Annotated in this window: 16 protein-coding genes and 1 tRNA gene; 4 read left to right on the forward strand and 13 right to left on the reverse strand. The window is 63.1% G+C overall.

Features of this window, described 5'->3' with window-relative positions; genetic code table 11:
* Positions 1-9: 9 nt before the first annotated feature.
* Positions 10-501, reverse strand: coding sequence for an AAA family ATPase (locus tag EPN33_03665; protein TAN23926.1), 492 nt, complete (start codon positions 499-501; stop codon positions 10-12).
* Between the two features lie 40 nt (positions 502-541).
* Here EPN33_03665 and glgB point away from each other — a divergent pair, with 40 nt between their 5' ends.
* Both glgB and EPN33_03675 read left to right on the forward strand, forming a co-directional pair.
* Positions 542-2,521: a 1,4-alpha-glucan branching protein GlgB gene (glgB, locus tag EPN33_03670; protein ID TAN23927.1), complete on the forward strand. Its 1,980-nt coding sequence runs from the start codon at positions 542-544 to the stop codon at positions 2,519-2,521.
* Positions 2,518-4,017 (forward strand): DUF3536 domain-containing protein, encoded by a 1,500-nt coding sequence (locus EPN33_03675; GenBank protein ID TAN23928.1) that lies wholly within the window; start codon positions 2,518-2,520, stop codon positions 4,015-4,017. The genes glgB and EPN33_03675 overlap by 4 nt, the downstream gene beginning before the upstream one ends.
* Here EPN33_03675 and EPN33_03680 read toward each other — a convergent pair.
* From EPN33_03680 to EPN33_03715, 8 genes are read right to left on the reverse strand one after another with little or no spacing between them, the layout of a single operon-like run.
* Positions 4,014-5,666, reverse strand: coding sequence for an acyl-CoA dehydrogenase (locus EPN33_03680; GenBank protein TAN23929.1), 1,653 nt, complete (start codon positions 5,664-5,666; stop codon positions 4,014-4,016). The two genes, EPN33_03675 and EPN33_03680, sit on opposite strands and share 4 nt — an antisense overlap.
* Positions 5,663-6,838: a thiolase family protein gene (locus EPN33_03685; protein ID TAN23930.1), complete on the reverse strand. Its 1,176-nt coding sequence runs from the start codon at positions 6,836-6,838 to the stop codon at positions 5,663-5,665. The genes EPN33_03680 and EPN33_03685 overlap by 4 nt, the downstream gene beginning before the upstream one ends.
* Positions 6,839-6,840: 2 nt before the next feature.
* Positions 6,841-8,913 carry a 3-hydroxyacyl-CoA dehydrogenase/enoyl-CoA hydratase family protein gene (locus EPN33_03690; protein TAN23931.1) on the reverse strand — a complete coding sequence of 691 codons (2,073 nt, stop codon included), beginning with the start codon at positions 8,911-8,913 and terminating at the stop codon, positions 6,841-6,843.
* A 15-nt stretch (positions 8,914-8,928) separates the two neighbouring features.
* Positions 8,929-9,963 carry an anthranilate phosphoribosyltransferase gene (trpD, locus tag EPN33_03695; protein ID TAN23932.1) on the reverse strand — a complete coding sequence of 345 codons (1,035 nt, stop codon included), beginning with the start codon at positions 9,961-9,963 and terminating at the stop codon, positions 8,929-8,931.
* Between the two features lie 5 nt (positions 9,964-9,968).
* The gene (locus EPN33_03700) at positions 9,969-11,033 is read right to left on the reverse strand and encodes an NAD(P)-dependent alcohol dehydrogenase (GenBank protein ID TAN23933.1); all 1,065 of its coding nucleotides are present in this window, start codon (positions 11,031-11,033) and stop codon (positions 9,969-9,971) included.
* 24 nt (positions 11,034-11,057) lie between these two features.
* The gene (pgl, locus tag EPN33_03705; protein TAN23934.1) at positions 11,058-11,777 is read right to left on the reverse strand and encodes a 6-phosphogluconolactonase; all 720 of its coding nucleotides are present in this window, start codon (positions 11,775-11,777) and stop codon (positions 11,058-11,060) included.
* Between the two features lie 2 nt (positions 11,778-11,779).
* Positions 11,780-12,685 (reverse strand): decarboxylating 6-phosphogluconate dehydrogenase, encoded by a 906-nt coding sequence (gnd, locus tag EPN33_03710; protein ID TAN23935.1) that lies wholly within the window; start codon positions 12,683-12,685, stop codon positions 11,780-11,782.
* The gene (locus EPN33_03715) at positions 12,682-13,410 is read right to left on the reverse strand and encodes a DUF374 domain-containing protein (protein TAN23936.1); all 729 of its coding nucleotides are present in this window, start codon (positions 13,408-13,410) and stop codon (positions 12,682-12,684) included. The genes gnd and EPN33_03715 overlap by 4 nt, the downstream gene beginning before the upstream one ends.
* Positions 13,411-13,454: 44 nt before the next feature.
* On the opposite strand from EPN33_03715, the gene trpE reads away from it, so the two are divergent.
* Positions 13,455-14,996 (forward strand): anthranilate synthase component I, encoded by a 1,542-nt coding sequence (trpE, locus tag EPN33_03720; protein TAN23937.1) that lies wholly within the window; start codon positions 13,455-13,457, stop codon positions 14,994-14,996.
* 4 nt (positions 14,997-15,000) lie between these two features.
* A complete protein-coding gene (locus EPN33_03725) occupies positions 15,001-15,576 on the forward strand; it encodes an aminodeoxychorismate/anthranilate synthase component II (GenBank protein TAN23938.1) in 576 nt (191 codons plus the stop codon).
* A gap of 44 nt (positions 15,577-15,620) precedes the next feature.
* Here the strand turns inward: EPN33_03725 and EPN33_03730 are convergent, their stop codons facing one another.
* From EPN33_03730 to EPN33_03745, 4 genes are all read right to left on the reverse strand, one after another.
* Positions 15,621-16,061, reverse strand: a complete 441-nt coding sequence (locus EPN33_03730; protein ID TAN23939.1) for a response regulator — start codon at positions 16,059-16,061, stop codon at positions 15,621-15,623.
* Between the two features lie 494 nt (positions 16,062-16,555).
* Positions 16,556-16,630 (reverse strand) — tRNA-Gly (locus EPN33_03735).
* 411 nt (positions 16,631-17,041) lie between these two features.
* Positions 17,042-19,012, reverse strand: a complete 1,971-nt coding sequence (locus EPN33_03740; GenBank protein TAN23940.1) for a lytic transglycosylase domain-containing protein — start codon at positions 19,010-19,012, stop codon at positions 17,042-17,044.
* Between the two features lie 215 nt (positions 19,013-19,227).
* Positions 19,228-19,830: a hypothetical protein gene (locus EPN33_03745; protein TAN23941.1), complete on the reverse strand. Its 603-nt coding sequence runs from the start codon at positions 19,828-19,830 to the stop codon at positions 19,228-19,230.
* Positions 19,831-19,839: the final 9 nt, after the last annotated feature.

Genomic DNA, 19,839 nt, shown 5'->3' on the forward strand with positions numbered 1-19,839 from the left:
GAGTCGAATCTAGTATACCCACTCGCCGACACTACCGCGCACCCGATAAAGATGATCAATTCCTTCAGCAGCCGTAGGCGGCCGCAGCTTGCGGGCGAAGCGCTGGATTACCTCGAGTTCAACCACGCGCCCGCGCAACTGACTGCGCGCCTGGCATTCATCCACATCGGCGTCCAGCCATAGGCCGATCGCCGGAATGCCGGCTTCCTTTGCGATGCGAACCAGCGGCTTGCGCGCTGCGGCGTCGAGATTAGTTGCGTCAATAAACGTCTGTGGGACTCCAACTTCCAGGCGTGTGGTGAGAACCTTGTACAAGAGGCCAAACACCTGCCCTGCCGCGCGCTGCTCCGCGGCATCTCCAAATAGCAATTCACGTAAGGCATCCGTCGAGACGCTGCTCAGACCGTAATGCGCGAGGTAGCTTGATTTTCCCGAACCCGGAAGCCCAATCATCAACACCACCGCACGTCCGGGCAGTTCTGGTAACGGCGCAAATTCCATGAGGTCACCCTGTCTGGAACGATGGTAAGGTGCAAGAAGGATGCCTCGCAAATCTTCTTCATCGCGTCCAGCCGCTGCACTGCCCAAGCCCGGAACGCGCAACACTGAAGCCTCGCCGGTGCAGGCAGAGATTCCCGGGGGCAGCCTGCTCAGCGACGCCGATCTGCACTGGTTCCAGGAGGGGCGACACCTGCGCTTATATGAGAAGCTGGGCGCACAGGTGGAAGCGGGAGCAACCCGCTTTGCCGTCTGGGCGCCCAACGCTCAGCGCGTCTCTGTGATCGGGGATTTCGATGACTGGACGCCCGATGTGAACTGGTTGCGCCCGCGTGCTGGCTCGGGCATTTGGGAGGGCCGGGTCGAGGGCGTCGGTGCCGGGGCCATTTACAAATACGCCATCCAGCCCCGCGGCAGCGAGCAATGGATCGAAAAGGCCGATCCGTTTGCCTTCCATGCCGAACTGCCGCCGCGTACCGCCTCGGTTGTCACCGGCTTGTCCTACACCTGGTCCGATCAGGACTGGATGTCTCACCGGGCACGCGCCAACTCCAGCAGCGCGCCCATTTCAATCTATGAAGTCCATCTCGGTTCCTGGATGCGTGTACCCGAGGAAGGCAACCGCTCGCTCAGCTATCGCGAACTGGCGCCGCGGCTGATCCAACACCTGGAGCGCACCCTGTTCACGCACGTTGAGTTCTTGCCGGTGATGGAGCATCCCTTCTACGGCTCCTGGGGCTATCAGACTACCGGCTATTTTGCCCCTACCAGCCGCTATGGCTCGCCGCAGGACTTCATGTATTTGATCGACGCGCTCCATCAGGCCGGCTACGGGGTGCTTCTCGATTGGGTGCCTTCGCATTTTCCCAACGATGCTCACGGTCTCGCCGAGTTCGACGGCACGCACCTGTACGAACACGCCGATCCGCGCCAGGGTTTTCACCCCGACTGGCACTCCTGCATCTTCAACTACGGCCGCCACGAGGTCCGCAGCTTTTTACTCAGCAGCGCGCTCTTCTGGCTCGACCGCTATCACGCCGATGGCCTGCGCGTCGACGCCGTGGCTTCGATGCTCTACCTCGACTATTCCCGGCAGCCGGGCGAATGGATTCCCAATCAGTTCGGCGGCCGGGAAAACCTGGACGCCATCTCTTTCCTGCGGCAACTCAACGAAGACGTCTACGGCAACTACCCGGATGTCCAGACCATTGCGGAGGAATCCACGGCCTGGCCCATGGTTTCGCGCCCCACCTACGTCGGCGGCCTCGGCTTTGGCATGAAATGGGACATGGGCTGGATGCACGACACGCTCACCTACATGGCGCACGAACCGGTTCATCGGCAGTATCACCACACGCAACTGACGTTCCGCCAGATCTACGCTGCTCACGAGAATTTCGTCCTGCCGCTTTCCCACGATGAGGTCGTTCACGGCAAAGCCTCGCTCCTGTACAAAATGCCGGGCGACGAATGGCAGCGCTTTGCCAACCTAAGGCTTTTGCTCGGCTTCCAGTTTGGTCAAAACGGCAAGAAACTGCTGTTTATGGGCGATGAAATCGGCCAGGGCGACGAATGGAATCATGACGCCAGTGTGCAGTGGCATCTGCTGCAGTACCCGTTTCATGCGGGTATCGAGCGCTGGGTTGCCGATCTGAATCGCCTCCATCGCGAACAGGCGGCGCTGCATGAACTCGACTTTGACCCACTCGGGTTTCGCTGGGTCGATTGTAACGATGCCCTGCAAAGCACGCTAAGCTGGTTGCGTTTCTCGGCGCGCGGCGAGATCGTTCTGGTGGTGTGCAACTTTACGCCGGTGCCCCGGCTCGATTATCAGATCGGCGTTCCTCGTGGCGGCCGGTGGCGCGAGTTGCTGAATAGCGACGCGACACTGTACGCAGGCAGCGGCATTGGCAATCTCGGCGGCGCGTGGACCATCGGTGAGCCGCATCACGGCCAGCCTGATTCGCTACGACTTCAGCTTCCGCCTTTGAGCTGTGTGTTTTTGGGGAGTGAAGCCTGGTGAGCGGTGCGGGGGAGCGCTGGGTTTGCCTCCACGGGCATTTTTACCAGCCGCCGCGGGAAAATCCCTGGCTGGGAGCGATTGAGCCGCAGGCGTCCGCCCGTCCCTACCATGACTGGAACGAGCGCGTTGCCGCCGAGTGTTACACCCCGAATGCGGCCGCACGCATTCTGAATGCCGCCGGCGAGCTGCTCGCCACCCAGAACAACTACGCTCATATGAGTTTTGATTTCGGCCCCACGCTGCTGAGCTGGCTGCAGAAGGCCGGCCCGGAGGCTTATGCCGCCGTGCTGGCGGCTGACCGGCAGACGCACTGCGCTATGGCTCAGGCGTATAACCACATGATCTTGCCGCTGGCGAGCGCCCGCGATTGCGCGACGCAGGTGCTCTGGGGCAAGCGTGATTTCGAGCACCGCTTCGGGCGCGAGCCGGACGGCATGTGGCTGCCCGAAGCCGCCGTGAATCTGGCCAGCCTCGAAGCGCTGGCCGCCGCAGGCATCCAGTTCACCGTGCTGGCGCCCCGCCAGGCCCGGCGTGTGCGCCGCTTCGGTTCACACCAATGGCAGGACGTCAGCGGCAGCAGAATTGACCCCCACTTTCCTTATCTGGTCCGCCTGCCCTCCGGCCGCTCCGTGGCCGTCTTTTTCTACGATGCCGGTCTGGCCCAGGCGATTGCTTTCGAGGGTCTCCTGCGCGATGGCGCCCGGCTAGCCACCCGGCTCGCGGGCGCCTTTGATGGCCGCCACCGGGAACCGCAACTGGTGAGTGCGGCAACGGATGGCGAAAGCTACGGCCACCATTTCCGCTTCGGCGACATGGCGCTTGCGGCCGCACTGCGCTTTTTGCGCGCCAATCCAAGTGTACGCCTGACGAGCTACGCCGGGTTTTTGGCCGCACATCCGCCCCGGCGCGAGGTGGAGATTTATGAGAATTCTTCCTGGAGCTGCTCCCACGGCGTCGAGCGCTGGCGTGCGGACTGTGGCTGCAACTGTGGCAGTCATCCGGGCTGGCGCCAGGGGTGGCGGGCGCCGCTGCGCGATGCACTCGACTGGCTCCGCGATGAACTGGCGGCCGGGTACGCGCGAGCGGCAGGAACCTTCCTCTGGAATCCCTGGGGCGCGCGCAACGACTACATCGACTGTCGTCTCGATCCCGGCGCCAGGGTGCCTTTTCTGGAGCGCCATGCGCGCCGGTCTTTGTCTTCAGCCGAGCAGGCGCGTGTGCAAAACCTGCTGGAAATGCAGACCGCAGCCATGTTTATGTTTACAAGCTGCGGCTGGTTCTTCGATGAAGTCTCGGGCCTGGAAGCCTCGCAGGTCCTGGCCTACGCCGCGCGCGCCGTCGAGCTCGCCCGCAGCGCCATACCCGTGGAGTTGGAGCCGGAATTGCTCCGCCGCTTGGAAACCGCGCCCAGCAATTTGCCGCAGTGGGGTCACGCGCGCGCTGTGTACCTTGCCCAGCTTGCGCGCAGCCCAGCGGCCGCTGCAGCATCCGATTAGACTACGAGATAGCGCCCCGCTTCGATCACGCGCGCGGCAATCTGCTGTTCCCATGCCGCAACGTTAGCCAAGTCGCGTTTCAGCAATCGCCGCACCCACGCCGCCTGCGTGCGCAGCTCGTCGCCCGAGCTGATCGTCGCCAGGGCATATCTTGCCCTCACGTCGACCTCATCCAGCAAACGGCTGGCGAGCACCTGCGTCATCAGCGCATCCGGCTGCCGCGCCGCGACGGCCTGCAGCACGTACACGGCAATCATGAGATCGGCCAGTGCGGCCAGCACTACCTGCTCGTGCTCGATGGCTTCACCGAAGCGCCGCACCGCCAGTCCTGCGACGAGCAGCGTGGCCCTGCGTGCCTGCTCGGCGGGTGAATGCGTCTGCGCAGGACCCATTACTTCCGCGATCACGCCCTCGACCGCTTCGCGCAGCGGCAATTCTCCTTTTTGCGCCCTGCGGAGCGCCATACCGGTGAGCAGCATGCGATTGATCTCGTTGGTGCCCTCAAAGATGCGGTTCACGCGGGCATCGCGGTAAGCTGCCTCCGCCAGGTTGCCATGCACGAAGCCATTGCCGCCATGAATCTGCACGGCACGGTCCACCAGGTCATCCAGTATCTCGCTGGCGTGGACCTTGACCATCGAGCACTCCATCGCGAACTCATCCAGTCGATGGATGTGGTCCATGAGGCCAACCGTGCGGTAAACCGCCGATTCCGCTGCGAAAAGCCCGGTAGCCATGCGCGCAATATGCTCGCGGATCAGGCCAAACTCAGCGATGGACTTGCCGAATGCCTGCCGCTCGCGGGCATACTGGATCGCCTCGCGCAGGCAATTGCGTCCCCCGCCGATGCAGGCTGCACCCAGCTTGAAGCGGCCGACATTCAGAATCTGAAAGGCGATATGCGCGCCTTCGCCCACCCCACCGAGCACGTTGGCTTCTGCAATGCGGGCATCTCGCAGCAGCAACGGCCGCGTCGACGAGCCATGGATCCCCATCTTGTGCTCTTCCGCCCCGGTCGAAACCCCGGCGGTGGCAGCCTCAACCAGAAAGGCCGTCGCCTTGCCGTCCACCTTGGCGAAAACGGTGAAGAGATCGGCAAACCCGGCGTTGCTGATCCACATTTTTTCGCCATTCAGGCGGAACCCTCCCCCGCCCTCTCGTTCGGCTTGCGTGCGCATCGCCAGCGCATCCGATCCCGAGCCCGCTTCGCTGAGCGCGTACGCGCCCACCCACTCCGAGGAAGCGAGTCGCGGCAGATAGCAGCGTTTCTGCTCGTCGTTGCCAAAAAATACGAGCGGTAACGTGGCGATGCCGGCGTGCGCGCCAAAGGCCACCGAGAACGAGCCTTGTATGGCAAGGTGATCGGCCACGATCGCTGATGCCGTAAAATCCAGCCCCAGGCCGCCGTAATCCTCGGGCACCTCTACCCCCGTCAAGCCCAACTCGCCGGCGCGCCGTAGCAGGCCGCGGACAGTCGCGAAGTCCTTCTGTTCGATCTTCTCGCCCGCCGGTGCGATCTCTTCCTGCGCAAAGCGTTCGGCGGTTTCCGCTATCAACCGTTGTTGTTCGCTGAAGCTCTCGGGCGAGAAAATCGCCGCCGGCTCAGTGAGCAGAAACTCCCCGCCCTGCGTGGCCTTTTGTTCTTTCATGAGTGCACCAGATTCTCAATGATCGCAGCCGCGCCCTGCCCTCCGCCCACGCACATCGTGATCAGGCCCCAGTGCGCGTTGCGCCGGCGCAGCTCGTGCATGATCGTCGCCAGCAGTTTTGCGCCGGTGCATCCCAGCGGGTGCCCCAGAGCGATCGCGCCGCCATTCACATTGATGCGTTCCGGGTCCATATGGAGTTCCTGCATCACCGCCAGCGTCTGCGCCGCAAACGCTTCATTGAGTTCAATCAGGTCGATTTCGTTCAGCCGCAAGCCCGCCCGTCGCAGCGCCTTGGGAACGGCAGCGACCGGTCCTATGCCCATAAACGCCGGGTCGACGCCGGCCGTCGCATAGCCGGCGAGGCGCGCCACAGGCGTAAGCGCATGCGCCTTCAAAAACGCCTCGGAAACCACCACCGCGGCCGCGGCGCCATCGCTGGTTTGGGAGGAGTTTCCAGCCGTAACGACGCCATGAGCATGGAACACGGGCTTCAAGGCCGCCAGCGCTTCCGCTGAGGTGTCGTGCCTCGGCCCTTCGTCACGCTCCAGTCGTATCGGCCGCCAGTAGTCGGCCGCGGTTTCGTCCGGTACGCGTGTCGCAACCGGAACGATCTCCTCGTCGAAGCGGCCAGCCTCCTGCGCGGCAATCGCCCTCTGGTGACTGCGCAGAGCGTATGCGTCCGCTGCCTCGCGGCTGATATGGTACTTTTCCGCGACCCGCTCGGCTGTCAGCCCCATGCTCAGGTAACTTTCCGGCCGGCGCTCCATCAGCCACGGGTTGACACTCGGCTTGTTGCCCACAATCGGCACCATGCTCATGCTTTCGGCGCCGCCGGCCACAATAACCTCGGCGCCTGCCGCGACGCGTTGACTCGCGATCGCGACAGCTTCGATCCCCGAGGCGCAAAAGCGGTTCACAGTCGCCGCCGCGGCCTCAACCGGCAGCTCTGCCCGCAGCGCCGCGATCCGGGCAACATTCAGACCCTGTTCCGCTTCCGGCATAGCGCAGCCCAGAATTACGTCTTCGACGGCTGCTTTCTCCACGCGCGCGCGTTCCAAGGCCGCCGCGATAACCAGTGCGCCCAGGTCATCGGGCCGGGTGGAGCGCAGGCTGCCTTTCGGCGCCCGGCCGATGGGCGTCCGCACGCTCGACAATATGAAAGCCTCGCCCATGCCTAATTCCTCAGCGGCTTACCGTTCCTGAGCAGGTAGGCGATCCGCTCCTGCGTATTCGTCTCGCCGCACAGGCTCAGGAATGCCTCCCGCTCCCATTCCCGCAACTTCGCTTCCGGCACCATCATGCCCTCCGGCGCGCCGTGCGCGCACAATACTCCCACCAGGTGGTTGCCGATCTTTTGCTCATGCTTCGTAATCTGCTCTGCTTCCCGCATCATGAACACGCCGAGTTTTAGCGTTGCCTCCACAGACGGCCCCGGGGCGCGCACGCTTGCCTCCGGCGGCACTTCGTAGCCTGCGTCTGCCAACTGCCGCGCCGCGTCCTTGGCTGCCTGCAACACAAAAGCGCGATTGGCGATCACTTCATCGCCGCGGCGCAGCAACCGCAGCTCGCGTGCCTCAGCCGCCGACGTCGAGACTTTCGCCATGGCGATGGTCTCCAGGGCAGTTTTCGGATCCATGCGCAACGCCATTTGTGTCGTGCCCCCGCCGGCGGGAATCAGGCCGGCGCCGATCTCCACCATACCCGCATATAACTCCGCGTGGGCCACCACACGTGCGGCGTGTAGCATCATTTCGCATCCGCCGCCCAGCGTCAGCCCGAACGGCGCCACCACCACCGGACGTGGCGAGCGCTTCAGCGCCAGATTCATCGCCTGGAACTGCCGTACCGCTTCTTCCACTTCATCCCATTCTTCGTTCTGAATGAGCGCCAGCAGATAGGCCAGATCGGCGCCCACCGAAAACTGTTCCCCGCCGTTCGTAATCACAAATGCATCGAAGGGCAGACCGGAATCGGCAAGCGTAGTTTGCATCATCGCCACCGTATCGGCGCCCAGCACGTTCATCTTGCTGTGAAACTCGAGGCAGCCGACGCCATCGCCTAAGTCCAGCAGCGAGCAGCCGGGGTTGGCGCGTACGCTGACGCCCAGCGGACGCGCGGGCCCTTTGCCGGTTTCGACGACGCTCTCCATCGCGAACGGCCCGTGCTGCCAGTTGTAGCCCCACTCCATGGCCTGGTCGATCGCTTCAGGGTCGTCGCTAATCTCGCCCAGCCGCGCCTGGCAGTAAGCGAACAGTTCCTCAAGTCCCCGGCGCACAAATTCGCTTTGCTTGACCGCCGCCGCCAGCGTATCAAACGGCAACCGCACCTTGCGCCGGGGGTGATACGTCATCGTCTTCAAATCAAGCGCGTCAATCTGGTCGCCCTGCTTGCGGTAAAACCCCTGGCCGCTCTTCTCTCCCAGCCAGCCTCGCTGCAGCATCGCTTTCACGAATTCTGGAACTACGAAGAGCTCGCGGTGCTCATCCTTCGGCAGATTCGCATAGGAGTTTTGCACCACCTGTGCCAGCGTGTCGAGGCCGATCATGTCCAGGGTCCGGAAGGTCGCCGACTTTGGCCAGCCCAGCAGAAGCCCGGTCAGCGCGTCAATATCTTCAATGCCCAGCTCGAACTCCTGCATTAGCCGCAGCGTATTCATCAGCGCAAACACGCCAATGCGGTTAGCGATAAAGTTGGGCGTGTCGCGCGCGATCACAACGCCTTTACCCAGCCGGAGTTCAATCGCGCGACGCAACCAGGCCACCGCTTCGGCGTCCGTCGTTGGCGTTGGAATCATCTCTACCAGCCGCATATAGCGTGGGGGGTTGAAAAAATGCGTACCCAACCAGCGTCGCTTCACCTTGTCGGGTAGCTGCGCCCCCACGGCCGCAACCGGCAATCCGCTGGTGTTGGTTGTCAGCAAGGCATCCGCCCGAAGCTGGGGCGCCACCCGAGCCAGCAGTGCGCGCTTGGCGTCAAGGTTCTCGACGATCGCCTCAACGACCCAATCTGCCTCCGCAATCGCCTTGTTCCCGGAGGCAAAATCACCGGTTCGGATCGCCTCGGCCAGCCGCGGCAGGAAGAATGCGGCTGGGCGGCTCTTGGCCGCGGCCTGTAGACCGCTGGCGGCCAGTTCGGTCGTCTGGTCGAGCAGGTGAACGTTCAGGCCGTGATTGGCGCAGTGAGCCGCCAGGCGCGAACCCATCGTCCCCGCGCCCAAGACTACCACGCGTTGCAGCAGCTGCGCCACCCGCTCTCCTTACTCCTAGTGTTGCGTATACGCTACCAGCATCTCCAGCTTTCGCTGCGCTGCGCCGTCCACCAGCGCCATGCGCGCCCGTTTCAGGCCGTCGCGCAAATCGCTCGCCGTTCCCCCAGCCACCAGCGCCGCGGCGGCATTGAGGCAGACGATGTCCTGTAGCGGGCCGCTCTCGCCCGCCAGAACGCGTCGCATCACGCTGACCGCTTCTTCTTTGCTCTGGCAATGGAGAGTGGCAAAGTCAGCCCGCGGCAATCCAAGTTCCCGCGCGTTCAGCGTGTAGCGCCGGATCACTCCGTGCTCGATCTCGGCCACGTCGTTGATGTCGGTGGTTGAAAGTTCTCCAATCCCATCGCGGCTCCGGACCACAAAGCTATGCCGCGTTCCCAGCAGCTGCAAGGCTTCCGCCATCTTCTCCAGCAATGAGATCGACGATACCCCAACCACCTGCGACTCCGCTCCGGCAGGATTGGTTAGCGGTCCCAGCGCATTGAAAATTGTCTGTATCCCCAGTGCGCGCCGCGCCGGCATCACCTGCCGGGTCGCCGGATGCAGCAGGGGCGCAAACAAGAATGCAATCCCAATCTCCCGCAGGCACGCTCCCAGCCGCTCCGCCGGAAAATCCAGTCTCACGCCCAGCGCCTCGAGGATGTCTGCCGATCCGCAGATGCTGGTGCTGGTTCGATTGCCGTGCTTGGCGATAGCTTGTCCGGATGCTGCGGCAACCAGCGCTGCCGCCGTCGAAACGTTAAACACCTTGCGGGCGTTACCGCCGGTTCCGCACGTATCCACCCAGTGCCTTGGTTGCCCGTTCAGCCCAATATCCACCATCGCGCCGCGCATGGCTTCGGCAAACCCTGCCATCTCGTCTACGGTTTCACCCTTGGCTGCCAGCGCCGTCAATATCGCGGCGACGCTCATGTCATGCCCAGCGCGTTCGGTTTCGAATTCTGGCCCCGCAAGAATCGCGGCTAGCAGTTTTCGCGCCTCCGCACGGGTTAGGTGTTGGCCCGCAACCAGCCGCTCCAGTGCTTCACGCATGGCCCCTACTTGCCTGCCGCCTCGAGGCTTTTCATGTCAATAGAGAACCGGTAGCGCACGTCGCTCCGCACCACCCGGTCATACGCCTCGTTCACTTTCTGAATGGGGATTTCCTCGACGTCGCTCACGATCGCGTGCGTAGCGCAGAAATCCAGCATCTGCTGTGTTTCCGCGATGCCGCCGATCAGCGAACCCGCCAGGCTTCGGCGCTGCATGATGAGTCCCCCGCCAATCACCGACAGGGGCCGGTCCGGCACTCCCACCAGGCAATGCACGCCGTCCCGGCGCAGCAGTCCGAGATACGGGTTCACATCGTGAACCGCGGCCACCGTGTCCAAGATGAAATCCAGACGCCGATGGTGCACCTGCATCGCCGCTTCGTCGCTCGATATCACTACGGCGTCGGCGCCCAGCCTTTTGCCATCGTCGAGTTTCTGCGGACTGCGCGTAAACAGCACCACCTCCGCGCCCATCGCGTGCGCCAGCTTTACGCCCATGTGCCCCAGTCCACCCAGCCCGACCACACCGACCTTGCTGCCGGGTCCTACATTCCAGTGATGCAGCGGAGAATAAGTGGTAATTCCCGCGCACAGCAAGGGCGCCACGCCCGCCATTTGCTTGGGATCATGCCGAATCCGCAGCACAAAATCTTCATCCACCACGATGTGGTCGGAGTAGCCGCCATAAGTGGGAGTTCCATCGCGGTCGTGGCTGTTGTAGGTAAAGTTCGCTCCCGGGATGCAGAACTGCTCGAGTCCCTCCCGGCAGTTCTCGCACGTGCGGCAGGAGTTTACCATGCACCCCACCCCCACCCAGTCTCCCGCCTTGTAGCGGCTGACCTCACTGCCCACCGCGCGCACCTGTCCGGCGATTTCATGTCCCGGCACCATCGGAAAGATAGCGCCGCCCCACTCATCGCGCGCCTGGTGGATGTCGCTATGGCAAATGCCGCAATAGGCAATCTCGATTTCGACGTCACGCGCGCCAGGCTGCCGCCGTTCAAACGTAAATGGCGCGAGCGGAGCCTTGGCCTGTGCGGCCGCATACCCACGGGCTGGTCGGGTACTCATATTCTGATTCTAGTCCGCCACCACTCAGGAATAGTCGCGCCCGCCCGTCGAGCCTTCGTCGGCGAAGATCGTTATTTTGGTTCGCTGCGGATCCACCGCCAGCGCAGGGAACTGTTCGATGGCCAGTTTTCGCTCAGCTAATTGCTCCACGGCCCACGCTTTCGCTGCTCCGGTCACCAAAAACCACACTTGCTGGGCGGCGTTGATGAGCTGCGGGGTAAACGTAATCCGCGCATGCGGGTGGGCCGGCGTGGCGGCGACCGCGCGCACCAGTTTTTCCTGCTCTTCGTATGGGTTGCGTCCCGGAAACAGCGATCCGGTGTGCCCGTCGGCGCCCATGCCCAGGATAATCAGCGGAAATGCCGGCGTCGCGCCTTCGCCGGCCGGGACTGCCAGCCGGATGGACGTCGCATAGTCCGTCGCGCACTTCTCGCCTGCCAGCGCCGTGCGTGGCGCGTGGATGTGCTCTTCCGCTACCTTGCTCGGGCCGAACAACCGTTCGCGCCCAAGTTTCACGTTGCTGTCGGGATCATTCGGTTCGACCAGCCGCTCATCGCTCCAGTAGAACTGCCAGCGCGGATCCACCCCGCTCGCCGCCCAGGCGTCATAAAAGGCTCCTGCCGAGCGCCCTCCGGTCAACGCCACAGCAGCGTCGCCCGGTTCCGTGAGCACGGTTTTCAGCTTGCGGCAGAACGCCGCCGTCAGCTCGGGAAGCGCCGCGTGTGTTATCCATTCGAGCGGCATTGCTAGTGCGCGCCTTCTTTTTTGACCGCATGGCCGCCAAATTCATTGCGCAAGGCTGCAATGACTTTGGCGCTGAACGACTCCGGCTGTCGTGATCGCAACCGTGCCAGCAGCGACAGCGTCAGCACCGGCGCCGGCACATTTTCATCGATTGCCGCCTGCACCGTCCAGCGCCCTTCGCCCGAATCCTCGACGTAGCCGCGAATGCTGTCCAGATGCGCCTCGCGTGCAAACGCTCTTTCTGCCAATTCGCACAGCCAGGAGCGAATCACGCTACCCTGGTTCCAAAGATGCGCAATCGCTCGTAGATCCAGCGGGTATTGCGATTTTTCCAGAATCTCAAAACCCTCCCCGTAGGCTTGCAACATGCCGTACTCAATGCCGTTGTGCACCATCTTGACGAAGTGTCCCGACCCGGCCGGTCCGGTATACAAATAGCCTTCCGGCGGCGCCAGTGTCTTCAGGATCGGGCTCACACGGTCAAAAATCTCTTTTTCCCCACCCACCATCAGGCAGTAGCCTACCGTCAGGCCCCAGACTCCTCCGCTGGTTCCGGCATCTAGAAAATGCACGCCCCGCTTCTGCGCCAGTTCCGCATGGTGGATCGAGTCCTTGTACATCGAGTTGCCGCCATCGATAAGCACATCATCCTTGCTGAGCAACCGGCACAGTTCCGTAATGGTCGTCGTCGTGATCGCGCCCGACGGCACCATCACCCACATCACTCTTGGCGCTGCCAGGCGCTTCACCATGTCCGCCAGGCTGTTGGCAGCTTCCGCGCCATGGCCTTGCGCCTCCTTGACCGCAGCCGCCGCCGGGTCATAAACCACCACCTGGTGCCCGCCCTCGATCAGCCGTTGTGTCATATTGCCGCCCATGCGGCCCAGTCCCACCATCCCGAGTTTCATTGCTCTTTCTCTCCTTCCATGAAATCGTGTTGGATGCGCAGCCGGTTGAGCATGCTCTCCATTTGCAACCGCAAGGCTTCCGCCTGTTCCGGACTGCAATCGCCCGGAACCATCAGCGGACCAGTCCATATGCCGTGTACGCGCGAAAACGGCTTGGGAAGCTGTAGCCGGTCCCAGCTTCGCATCGTCCACGCGCCGCGTGGCGAAATGTGCAAGGCGTAGATCGGTGCGCCCGTCGCCCTGGCCAGTTGGATGGCCCCGCCCTTCGCTTGAAAACACGGCCCGCGCGGTCCGTCCACCGTGAGCGCAATCGGCTGCCCCCCGGCCAGCGCCACCTGCATTTCCTGCAGCGCGTCGTGTCCGCCGCGTGTACTCGATCCGCGAAAAAGTCGATACCCCAGCCGTTCCGCAACTTGCGAGATCAGTTCTCCGTCGAAATGCTGGCTCACCAGAACGCCGAAACCGTGATCGCGCGCAAACCATGCAATCGGCAAAAGGCACCGGTGCCAGAAAACGTATACCGCCGGTCGGGGCGGTTCGCTGAACGAGCCGGGCGGCACGCCTTCCGGCACCTCCCATCTCCACGTGCGGCCCAGGATTCGCACCAGCGGCGGCACGAGCGTTCGCGCCAACCCTAGTAAGAACCGCCGTTTCCACCCCCAGGCGGGCGGTTCGGCAGCGTGCGTCGCCTTCGCACTTGCCGCAATTGGCTCTGCCGCGCTCATCCCTTTGATTGTAACTGCCACACGCTGCTACAATGCTGCTTCTCATGCCCATCCGGATTGTGCCCTCCCTTGCGCTGGCCGATGTGCAGCGTTTGGCGGCGGAGTTTAACCTTGTCCCGCTCACCTGCACCTTTCTGGCCGATCTGGATACGCCCGTGGCGGCCTATCTGAATGCCATCCGCGGTGCGTCCTCGCCCTACTCGTATCTGCTCGAAAGCGTCGAGGGCGGCGAGCGCATCGGCCGCTACTCTTTTCTCGGTGTCGCGCCCGACCAATTGCTGCGCCAACGCAAGGGCGTTGTGGAAGTTCGCCGCAGCCGGCGCAAGCAGCGCGGCGAGAAGGCGACTTGGGGCCCCTGGACGGCTGCCGGTCAGCCTTTGCTCGCGCTGGCGCGGGCCGAAGCGCGCCAGCGCCGCATCGCTCCCCAGCCCGGCCTGCCTCCGTTTTTGGCCGGTGCGGTCGGCTTTCTCGGCTACGACATGGTCCGCTCCTTCGAGCGGCTTCCCGAACAGGCACGCAATGATTTGCGCACCGACGATGCGTTGCTCATGTTTTTTTCGCGTCAAGTCATTTTCGATCACGTGCGCCGGCAGATTACGCTGGTCGCCTGCGTCCGCACCGACGCGGCCGCTGGCGCCGAGTTCGCCTCGCTCGAAACCGAGTATCAGGCTGCCTGCGACGATTTGACGGCGATGGCCGAGCGCCTGCAGCGGCGCCCGAGACTGCCCAAATCGGCGCCGGAGCCCGGTCGCATGCCCGTGTTTCCCAACTGGGAGCGGCCGGGATTTGAAGCCGCCGTCACCCGGGCCAGGCAATACATAGCAGCCGGCGATATTTTTCAGGTGGTGTTGTCGCAGCGTTTCGACGTATCCACCTCCGTTGCGCCCTTTCAGGTCTATCGTGCGTTGCGCGCGATCAATCCCTCCCCCTACATGTTCTTCCTGCAGCTCGGCACGCTGACGCTGGTCGGCGCCTCACCCGAACTGCTGGTGCAAGTGAACCAGCGCGACCTCTTCTATCGTCCCATCGCAGGCACCCGCGCACGCGGCGCCAACGAAGCCGCCGACGCCGATCTGACACGGGAACTGCTCGAAGATGAAAAAGAGCGCGCCGAACACGTCATGCTCGTCGATTTGGGCCGGAACGACATTGGCCGTGTCGCCGCCGTCGGCTCGGTTCGTGTCCCGGCTTTGATGACGGTCGAAAAGTATTCGCACGTGCAGCACCTGGTTTCCGATGTCTGCGGCGAGCTGGCGCCCGGCCGCGACATGTTTGACGCCCTGGCCGCCTGCTTTCCCGCTGGTACGCTCTCGGGTGCACCCAAAGTCCGCGCCATGGAAATCATCGAGGAACTCGAACCCACCCGCCGCGGGCCTTATGGCGGTACTGTATTGAATTTTGACTACGAGGGTAATCTCAGCTCCTGCATCCTCATCCGAGCTATCTTATTCCGTCGTGGAATGGCTTCGGTGCAGGCTGGTGCGGGCATCGTCGCCGATTCCATTCCAGAGCGAGAATACTTGGAGTGCGTCAACAAAGCCGGTGCCATGATGCGCGCGCTCGAACGCGCTCGGTCCGGCGCCTAACCCCATGATTTTTTTGCTCGATAACTACGATTCGTTTACCTACAACCTGGCGCAATATCTGGGCGAGCTGGGCGAGCAGGTTGAGGTCCGCCGCAACGACCAGATTTCTCTGGACGAAATCGAATCCCTCCGCCCAGCCGCGCTCGTCATCTCGCCCGGTCCCTGCACCCCGGCGGAAGCGGGCATCAGCATTCCACTGGTGCGCCACTTTGCCGGCCGCCTGCCCATTCTGGGCGTCTGCCTCGGCCATCAGGCCATCGGAGCCGCTTTTGGCGGCCGCATCGTCCGCGCCCCGGTTCTGATGCACGGTAAAGTGAGTGACATCGAGCACGACGGCCGCACCATCTTTTCCGGCCTCCCGCAACCGTTGCCGGCAACCCGGTATCATTCCTTGGTCATCGAGGCCGCTTCACTTCCTGAATGCCTGGAAGTCAGCGCACGGGATCCCAGCGGCGTCATCATGGGCGTCCGCCATAAGCACTGGCCGGTTGAAGGCGTGCAGTTTCACCCCGAAAGCATTCTCACCACCAGTGGCAAGCAACTCCTGCAGAACTTCCTGAGCGCCTGTGTACGCCGGTAGCCCGGCGGAACGGCCGCTGCGGAGTACATCGACCTTGGAATTGCTCAGCGGGCTAAGCTGGGCTTGTGTCGCGCCAGGTTGGCAGCGCGCCGTTCCGCTGCCGCTAGTGACGACGCCTCAGCCCACGTGGCGATGCCTTCATTGCGCCGCCGCTTGAGGTAAAGCTCAACTGTACCTTCCAGCTCGGCGCTCAATATCGGCTCCAGCAGGTACGCATCCACCCCCAGCGGCGTATCCATACGGGGTGCGCCGTACGCCACAATGCCCGCCCGCGGCTGCAATCGCCGCAGCGATTGAATCAGTGGTGTCAGCGCGATCCGGTAATACATCACCGCTACATCGACGGTCAGTCCGCGCTTCACCGCGCTCAATGCTTTGTCCGCATCGGCAAACTCCAGCACTGTTCCCGATCCCTGCAGAATCTCACTGAAAAATGGCATCCGCAGACGGGACGGGTCCACAAGCAAAATAGACTTGGCTCCCATGATCTTCCTCCTCGATCGGTGCTTTGATCACTGCGCGCCTTCCCGCGACCGCGCGAAGGCAAGGGCGGGCAGGGTGCAAGTTAGATGCGCAGCGGAGGGGAAGCCAGAACGAGGGCAGCAGCCGGACTCGCTTGGCTGCGGGGCTCGTGCAGCGTTAATACCGGCCGTGGTGACGCAGCCGGCAGCGCCCGTTCGGCCTGCGCCTGCGCAGCGCTGTCCGCTCGTGCCGCTCCCGCGTCAGCGGGCACTGCTGCGTTGCAGATCAGCCTCACCGGCGCGGACCAGCGTGCTTGTGCCCGGAGGGGATGCGGCGGCGCGAACCAGAACAACGTGATGCAACACACCATCACTCCCATGCTGGCAAGCTTTCCCCGCAGTCCCCGGGAGCCTGGATGGGCTTCGCGGTCCATAGCCAACTTATATGTACACCAGTGGATATAGTCAGGTCAAGCGGCAATTTTCTGGACGCCGCAGGCCCGCTGGCAGCGAGAGAATGGAGCGGGAGACGGGATTCGAACCCGCGACTTCGACCTTGGCAAGGTCGCACTCTACCACTGAGTTACTCCCGCAGCGAACTCCCACTGTAGCATGAATTTTGCACAAGCTAAAAGGGCCTGGGAGCTTTCGCTCCCAGGCCCTTGGGTGCGCTTACGGGTTGCTAGTACAAACCCGGTTCCGAATCCAGAGTTGCGGTTCTCAAAAGCAATTTTTTGGCTAAAACGCAGAAGAGGCTCTGGCTTTTGACCAGAGCCCCTTCGATTGGCTTCGGGCCGTACCCGAAGACGGTGTACTGATGAAATTGGCCGAGGCGCCGCCATGGACCGCGGAACCTTCGGGGCCTGGCGAAGCCTAGGCCTCAGCCACCTCGCAAGTCCAATCGTTGCTGCATAAACCATCTGAATGTTCCACTGGACCACCTCCTTTCCTGCGTGCCCCCATCTCACCACGTCTATGTACAGGATGCAAGTAGTCCTCGGGGTTCATGGGCCATAAATTTCACGATAGCGTTCCGCATTGCGCAAGACCGCCTGAATGTAGTTGCGCGTCTGCGTAAAGGGCACAGATTCGATGAAGGCGTCCAGCGCCAGTCCTGGAAATTGTTGCCTCCATTCCACCACGCGGCTGCGGCCGGCATTGTAGCCTGCCAGTGCATACGCGGGTTCATCAAATTCCTGCACGAGCTGGCTTAGTTCGGCCGTGCCCAGCGCAAGATTCAAACTTGGCTTAAGCAGATCGCTCGCCGATAACGGCCCTGGCCCTTTAAGAAGCCGCCAGGCCTCCGGAAGGCTCGCTAGGCGCTTGCGGGCTGTGCCCAGTTCCAACTGCATCAGACCACGCGCATGTGCGTAGGAAACCGACCCGACGTTAAATCCCGATTCCTGCCGGATCAGACCCAATACCAGATCCCGATTTAGACCGAACTCCCGTGTAACCGCGGCGATGTCGTCCGGATACGGTGCCGGGAACAGCAGCTTCCAATCGCTCGGACGCAATTGCTCCGGCTGCAGCTCGGCATAGTCCGGAACCGCCCGGATCATCGCCGTCATGCCCAGGTTCCAGGCTTGCCGCTCGCTTTCGACTTTTCCGGCCTCGCGTGCCAGTCCCAGCGATGTCTCGCCGCGCGGCATTGCGTACAGCACATGCATCAGAATGGCCGCCGCGGGGTCTACCAGTCCGGCCTGCGCCATCCATCGCGCACGCTCCACCTCGGCTCGCAGCCGCGCCGGGATTGGACCCGCTCTGGGCGTCGGTTTATCCCGCTGATACACCGCGAGCCAACTCGGCGCGGGTGGGTCATCTCCAATTGTGCTTCTGGCCGCTCGCTGCATTCGCTGCCGCGCCTGCTGGCCGAAATAGCTTCCGGGAAAGTAGCGTGTGTCCGTCTGATAGCACATCTGTGCCAAGGCCAGCTCGCCATGCCGTTCGGCCCATGCACCCCGCCAGAAAATTGCGTCCGCCACGGCTGCGCCATGCGGATACTCCCGCAGATATTGTTCTAGCCGCTGGGCAGCATCGCTCTGATTCAGCCGGAATGCAATCCATGCCGAACGCCACAAAGCCTTCGCACCGTCGGGCGTCTGTGGAAAGTGTTCGGCAAGCTGATCGAACCGCTTCTGCGTGGTTGCCGCATCAAAGTGTAGCGTCGCCTCATCGCCGGCTTGCAACAGTGCCCGCGCCGTCCAACGGCTGTGGGGATACTCGTCCAATAAAGTGTCGATTGGCTTGGCAATTTCGTCCGTTTCGGCCCGGTGGCGTGCCACTTCGATCTCGATTTCGAGTGCCTGCGCCCGTTCGGAACTTTGCAGCAGCGTTTGCAAACGCACCTGGGCGCGGTCCATATCGCCGTCTGCGAGCCACGCGCGCGCCTCGCGCGCCACCAGTCCCTCTCGGACCCGTCGCGGTGCCATGCCAGCGGCAATTGCGAATCGCCCTGCAGCCCTTTTGGGGTTCCCGGCCCGATTCCAGGCTTCCGCGCGCACGGCTTCCAGCCGCCATGTCGCTGCCAGCTTGGGTAGCGAACGCAGGCTCTCCAGGAAAACCGGCCCCGCCTGCCTGGCCGCCGCGGAAGCTGGAAATTCATAGTAAATCTTCCGCTCCGCTTCGCCTGCGGCGAGCTCATTACCGAGCGCTGTTTCTGCCTGCGCCAGAATCCACAGCATGTCCGGATCACTCGGAAACCGCTCCGCCCATAGCTGCGCTTCCTTCCAGTTTTCCAGCTTGGCAGCCGCCCGTGCCGCCGGTTTGCCAATCGCGGCGGCAAACACGTCGCGCTTCGCCACAGGCCACCGGGCTGCGGCGGCGAGCGTCTGGGTATCGTCGTTGGCCTGCGCCCACATCCGCACCAGCGTGGCTGTGGCCGCGTCTCGCACCGGTACCCACTCCGCCGCGCGCGCCAAATCCCGTGCCGCCGCGCTCGTCTGCTGGCGTTCCGCTTCGCCCTTCCCCAGCACAAATGCCGCCAGCGCGCGTTCACGCCCGTTCGGCCCGTGCGCCGCAATCGCCCGCAGCCTCTTTTCCGCTTGAGCGACAGCAGCAGGGTCCGGCTGCTGCGCCTTACCGGAGAGCTGCGGCTCCGGAGCCTGTGCGCTCGTGAGATAGAGCCGTGCCGCCGCGCGTGGGAATGTTCGGGGCGTCTGCGCGAAACCGGCTAGTAATCCGATCCCAACTAGAATTCCAGCCGTGCGCCCAAACGTGGCACCACCTCCTCGAAAGTTCTGGCTTCCTCCATACCGAAATAGCGAATCGCAAAGGCCTGTCGGCAGCGTTCGATTTCCGGCGCAAAGCGCTCGCGCCAATCGCCCGCGCGTACTCCCATTCCCAGATCTTCGGCCCGCTCTCGCTTCAGGAACAACCGCAGGTCTTCGATGAGTAACTCAGCGAATCGCCCTGAATCTGAACCCGTCTCCGGCCGCTGCGGCGCCACCGCCACACTGGCAGCCGGAGATGCCACAACGGTAGCTGTTTCCGTGGGCAGTCCAGTTTCCAGCAACGCCAGTCCCGCGAACTGGATCAGAATCGCTAGTCGCGCCTCGATCGGTGCCGGCAGTGTCACTCCCTCCCAGCAAAAATAACCCACGGTAGTGCCGCGCACTTTCACCGCAGCGCGCGTCTCGCGTGGTAGTAGCTGCTCGCATTGCGCAGCCGGAAAACGTGACGGCAGAGAAATGCCCTCCTGCTTCCACACCGCTGCTTGCTCGCCGCGTACTACGATCAGCGCCCGTTGCGGTCCAACCACCGCCGAGCCAGCCTTAAACAGCGCCGCAAGCACCTGTGCGGG

Source organism: Acidobacteriota bacterium (assembly GCA_004299485.1).
Classification (GTDB): Bacteria; Acidobacteriota; Terriglobia; order Terriglobales; family SCQP01; genus SCQP01.

What these genes read in the sequence shown, in the direction of transcription:
- EPN33_03685 (TAN23930.1), bottom strand. Translation starts at nt 6,838, where the DNA reads ATGGGCGAGGCTTTCATATTGTCGAGCGTGCGGACGCCCATCGGCCGG.
- trpD (TAN23932.1), bottom strand. Translation starts at nt 9,963, where the DNA reads ATGCGTGAAGCACTGGAGCGGCTGGTTGCGGGCCAACACCTAACCCGT.
- EPN33_03700 (TAN23933.1), bottom strand. Translation starts at nt 11,033, where the DNA reads ATGAGTACCCGACCAGCCCGTGGGTATGCGGCCGCACAGGCCAAGGCT.
- EPN33_03680 (TAN23929.1), bottom strand. Translation starts at nt 5,666, where the DNA reads ATGAAAGAACAAAAGGCCACGCAGGGCGGGGAGTTTCTGCTCACTGAG.
- gnd (TAN23935.1), bottom strand. Translation starts at nt 12,685, where the DNA reads ATGAAACTCGGGATGGTGGGACTGGGCCGCATGGGCGGCAATATGACA.
- EPN33_03730 (TAN23939.1), bottom strand. Translation starts at nt 16,061, where the DNA reads ATGGGAGCCAAGTCTATTTTGCTTGTGGACCCGTCCCGTCTGCGGATG.
- EPN33_03725 (TAN23938.1), top strand. Translation starts at nt 15,001, where the DNA reads ATGATTTTTTTGCTCGATAACTACGATTCGTTTACCTACAACCTGGCG.
- pgl (TAN23934.1), bottom strand. Translation starts at nt 11,777, where the DNA reads ATGCCGCTCGAATGGATAACACACGCGGCGCTTCCCGAGCTGACGGCG.
- EPN33_03715 (TAN23936.1), bottom strand. Translation starts at nt 13,410, where the DNA reads ATGAGCGCGGCAGAGCCAATTGCGGCAAGTGCGAAGGCGACGCACGCT.
- EPN33_03665 (TAN23926.1), bottom strand. Translation starts at nt 501, where the DNA reads ATGGAATTTGCGCCGTTACCAGAACTGCCCGGACGTGCGGTGGTGTTG.
- trpE (TAN23937.1), top strand. Translation starts at nt 13,455, where the DNA reads ATGCCCATCCGGATTGTGCCCTCCCTTGCGCTGGCCGATGTGCAGCGT.
- glgB (TAN23927.1), top strand. Translation starts at nt 542, where the DNA reads ATGCCTCGCAAATCTTCTTCATCGCGTCCAGCCGCTGCACTGCCCAAG.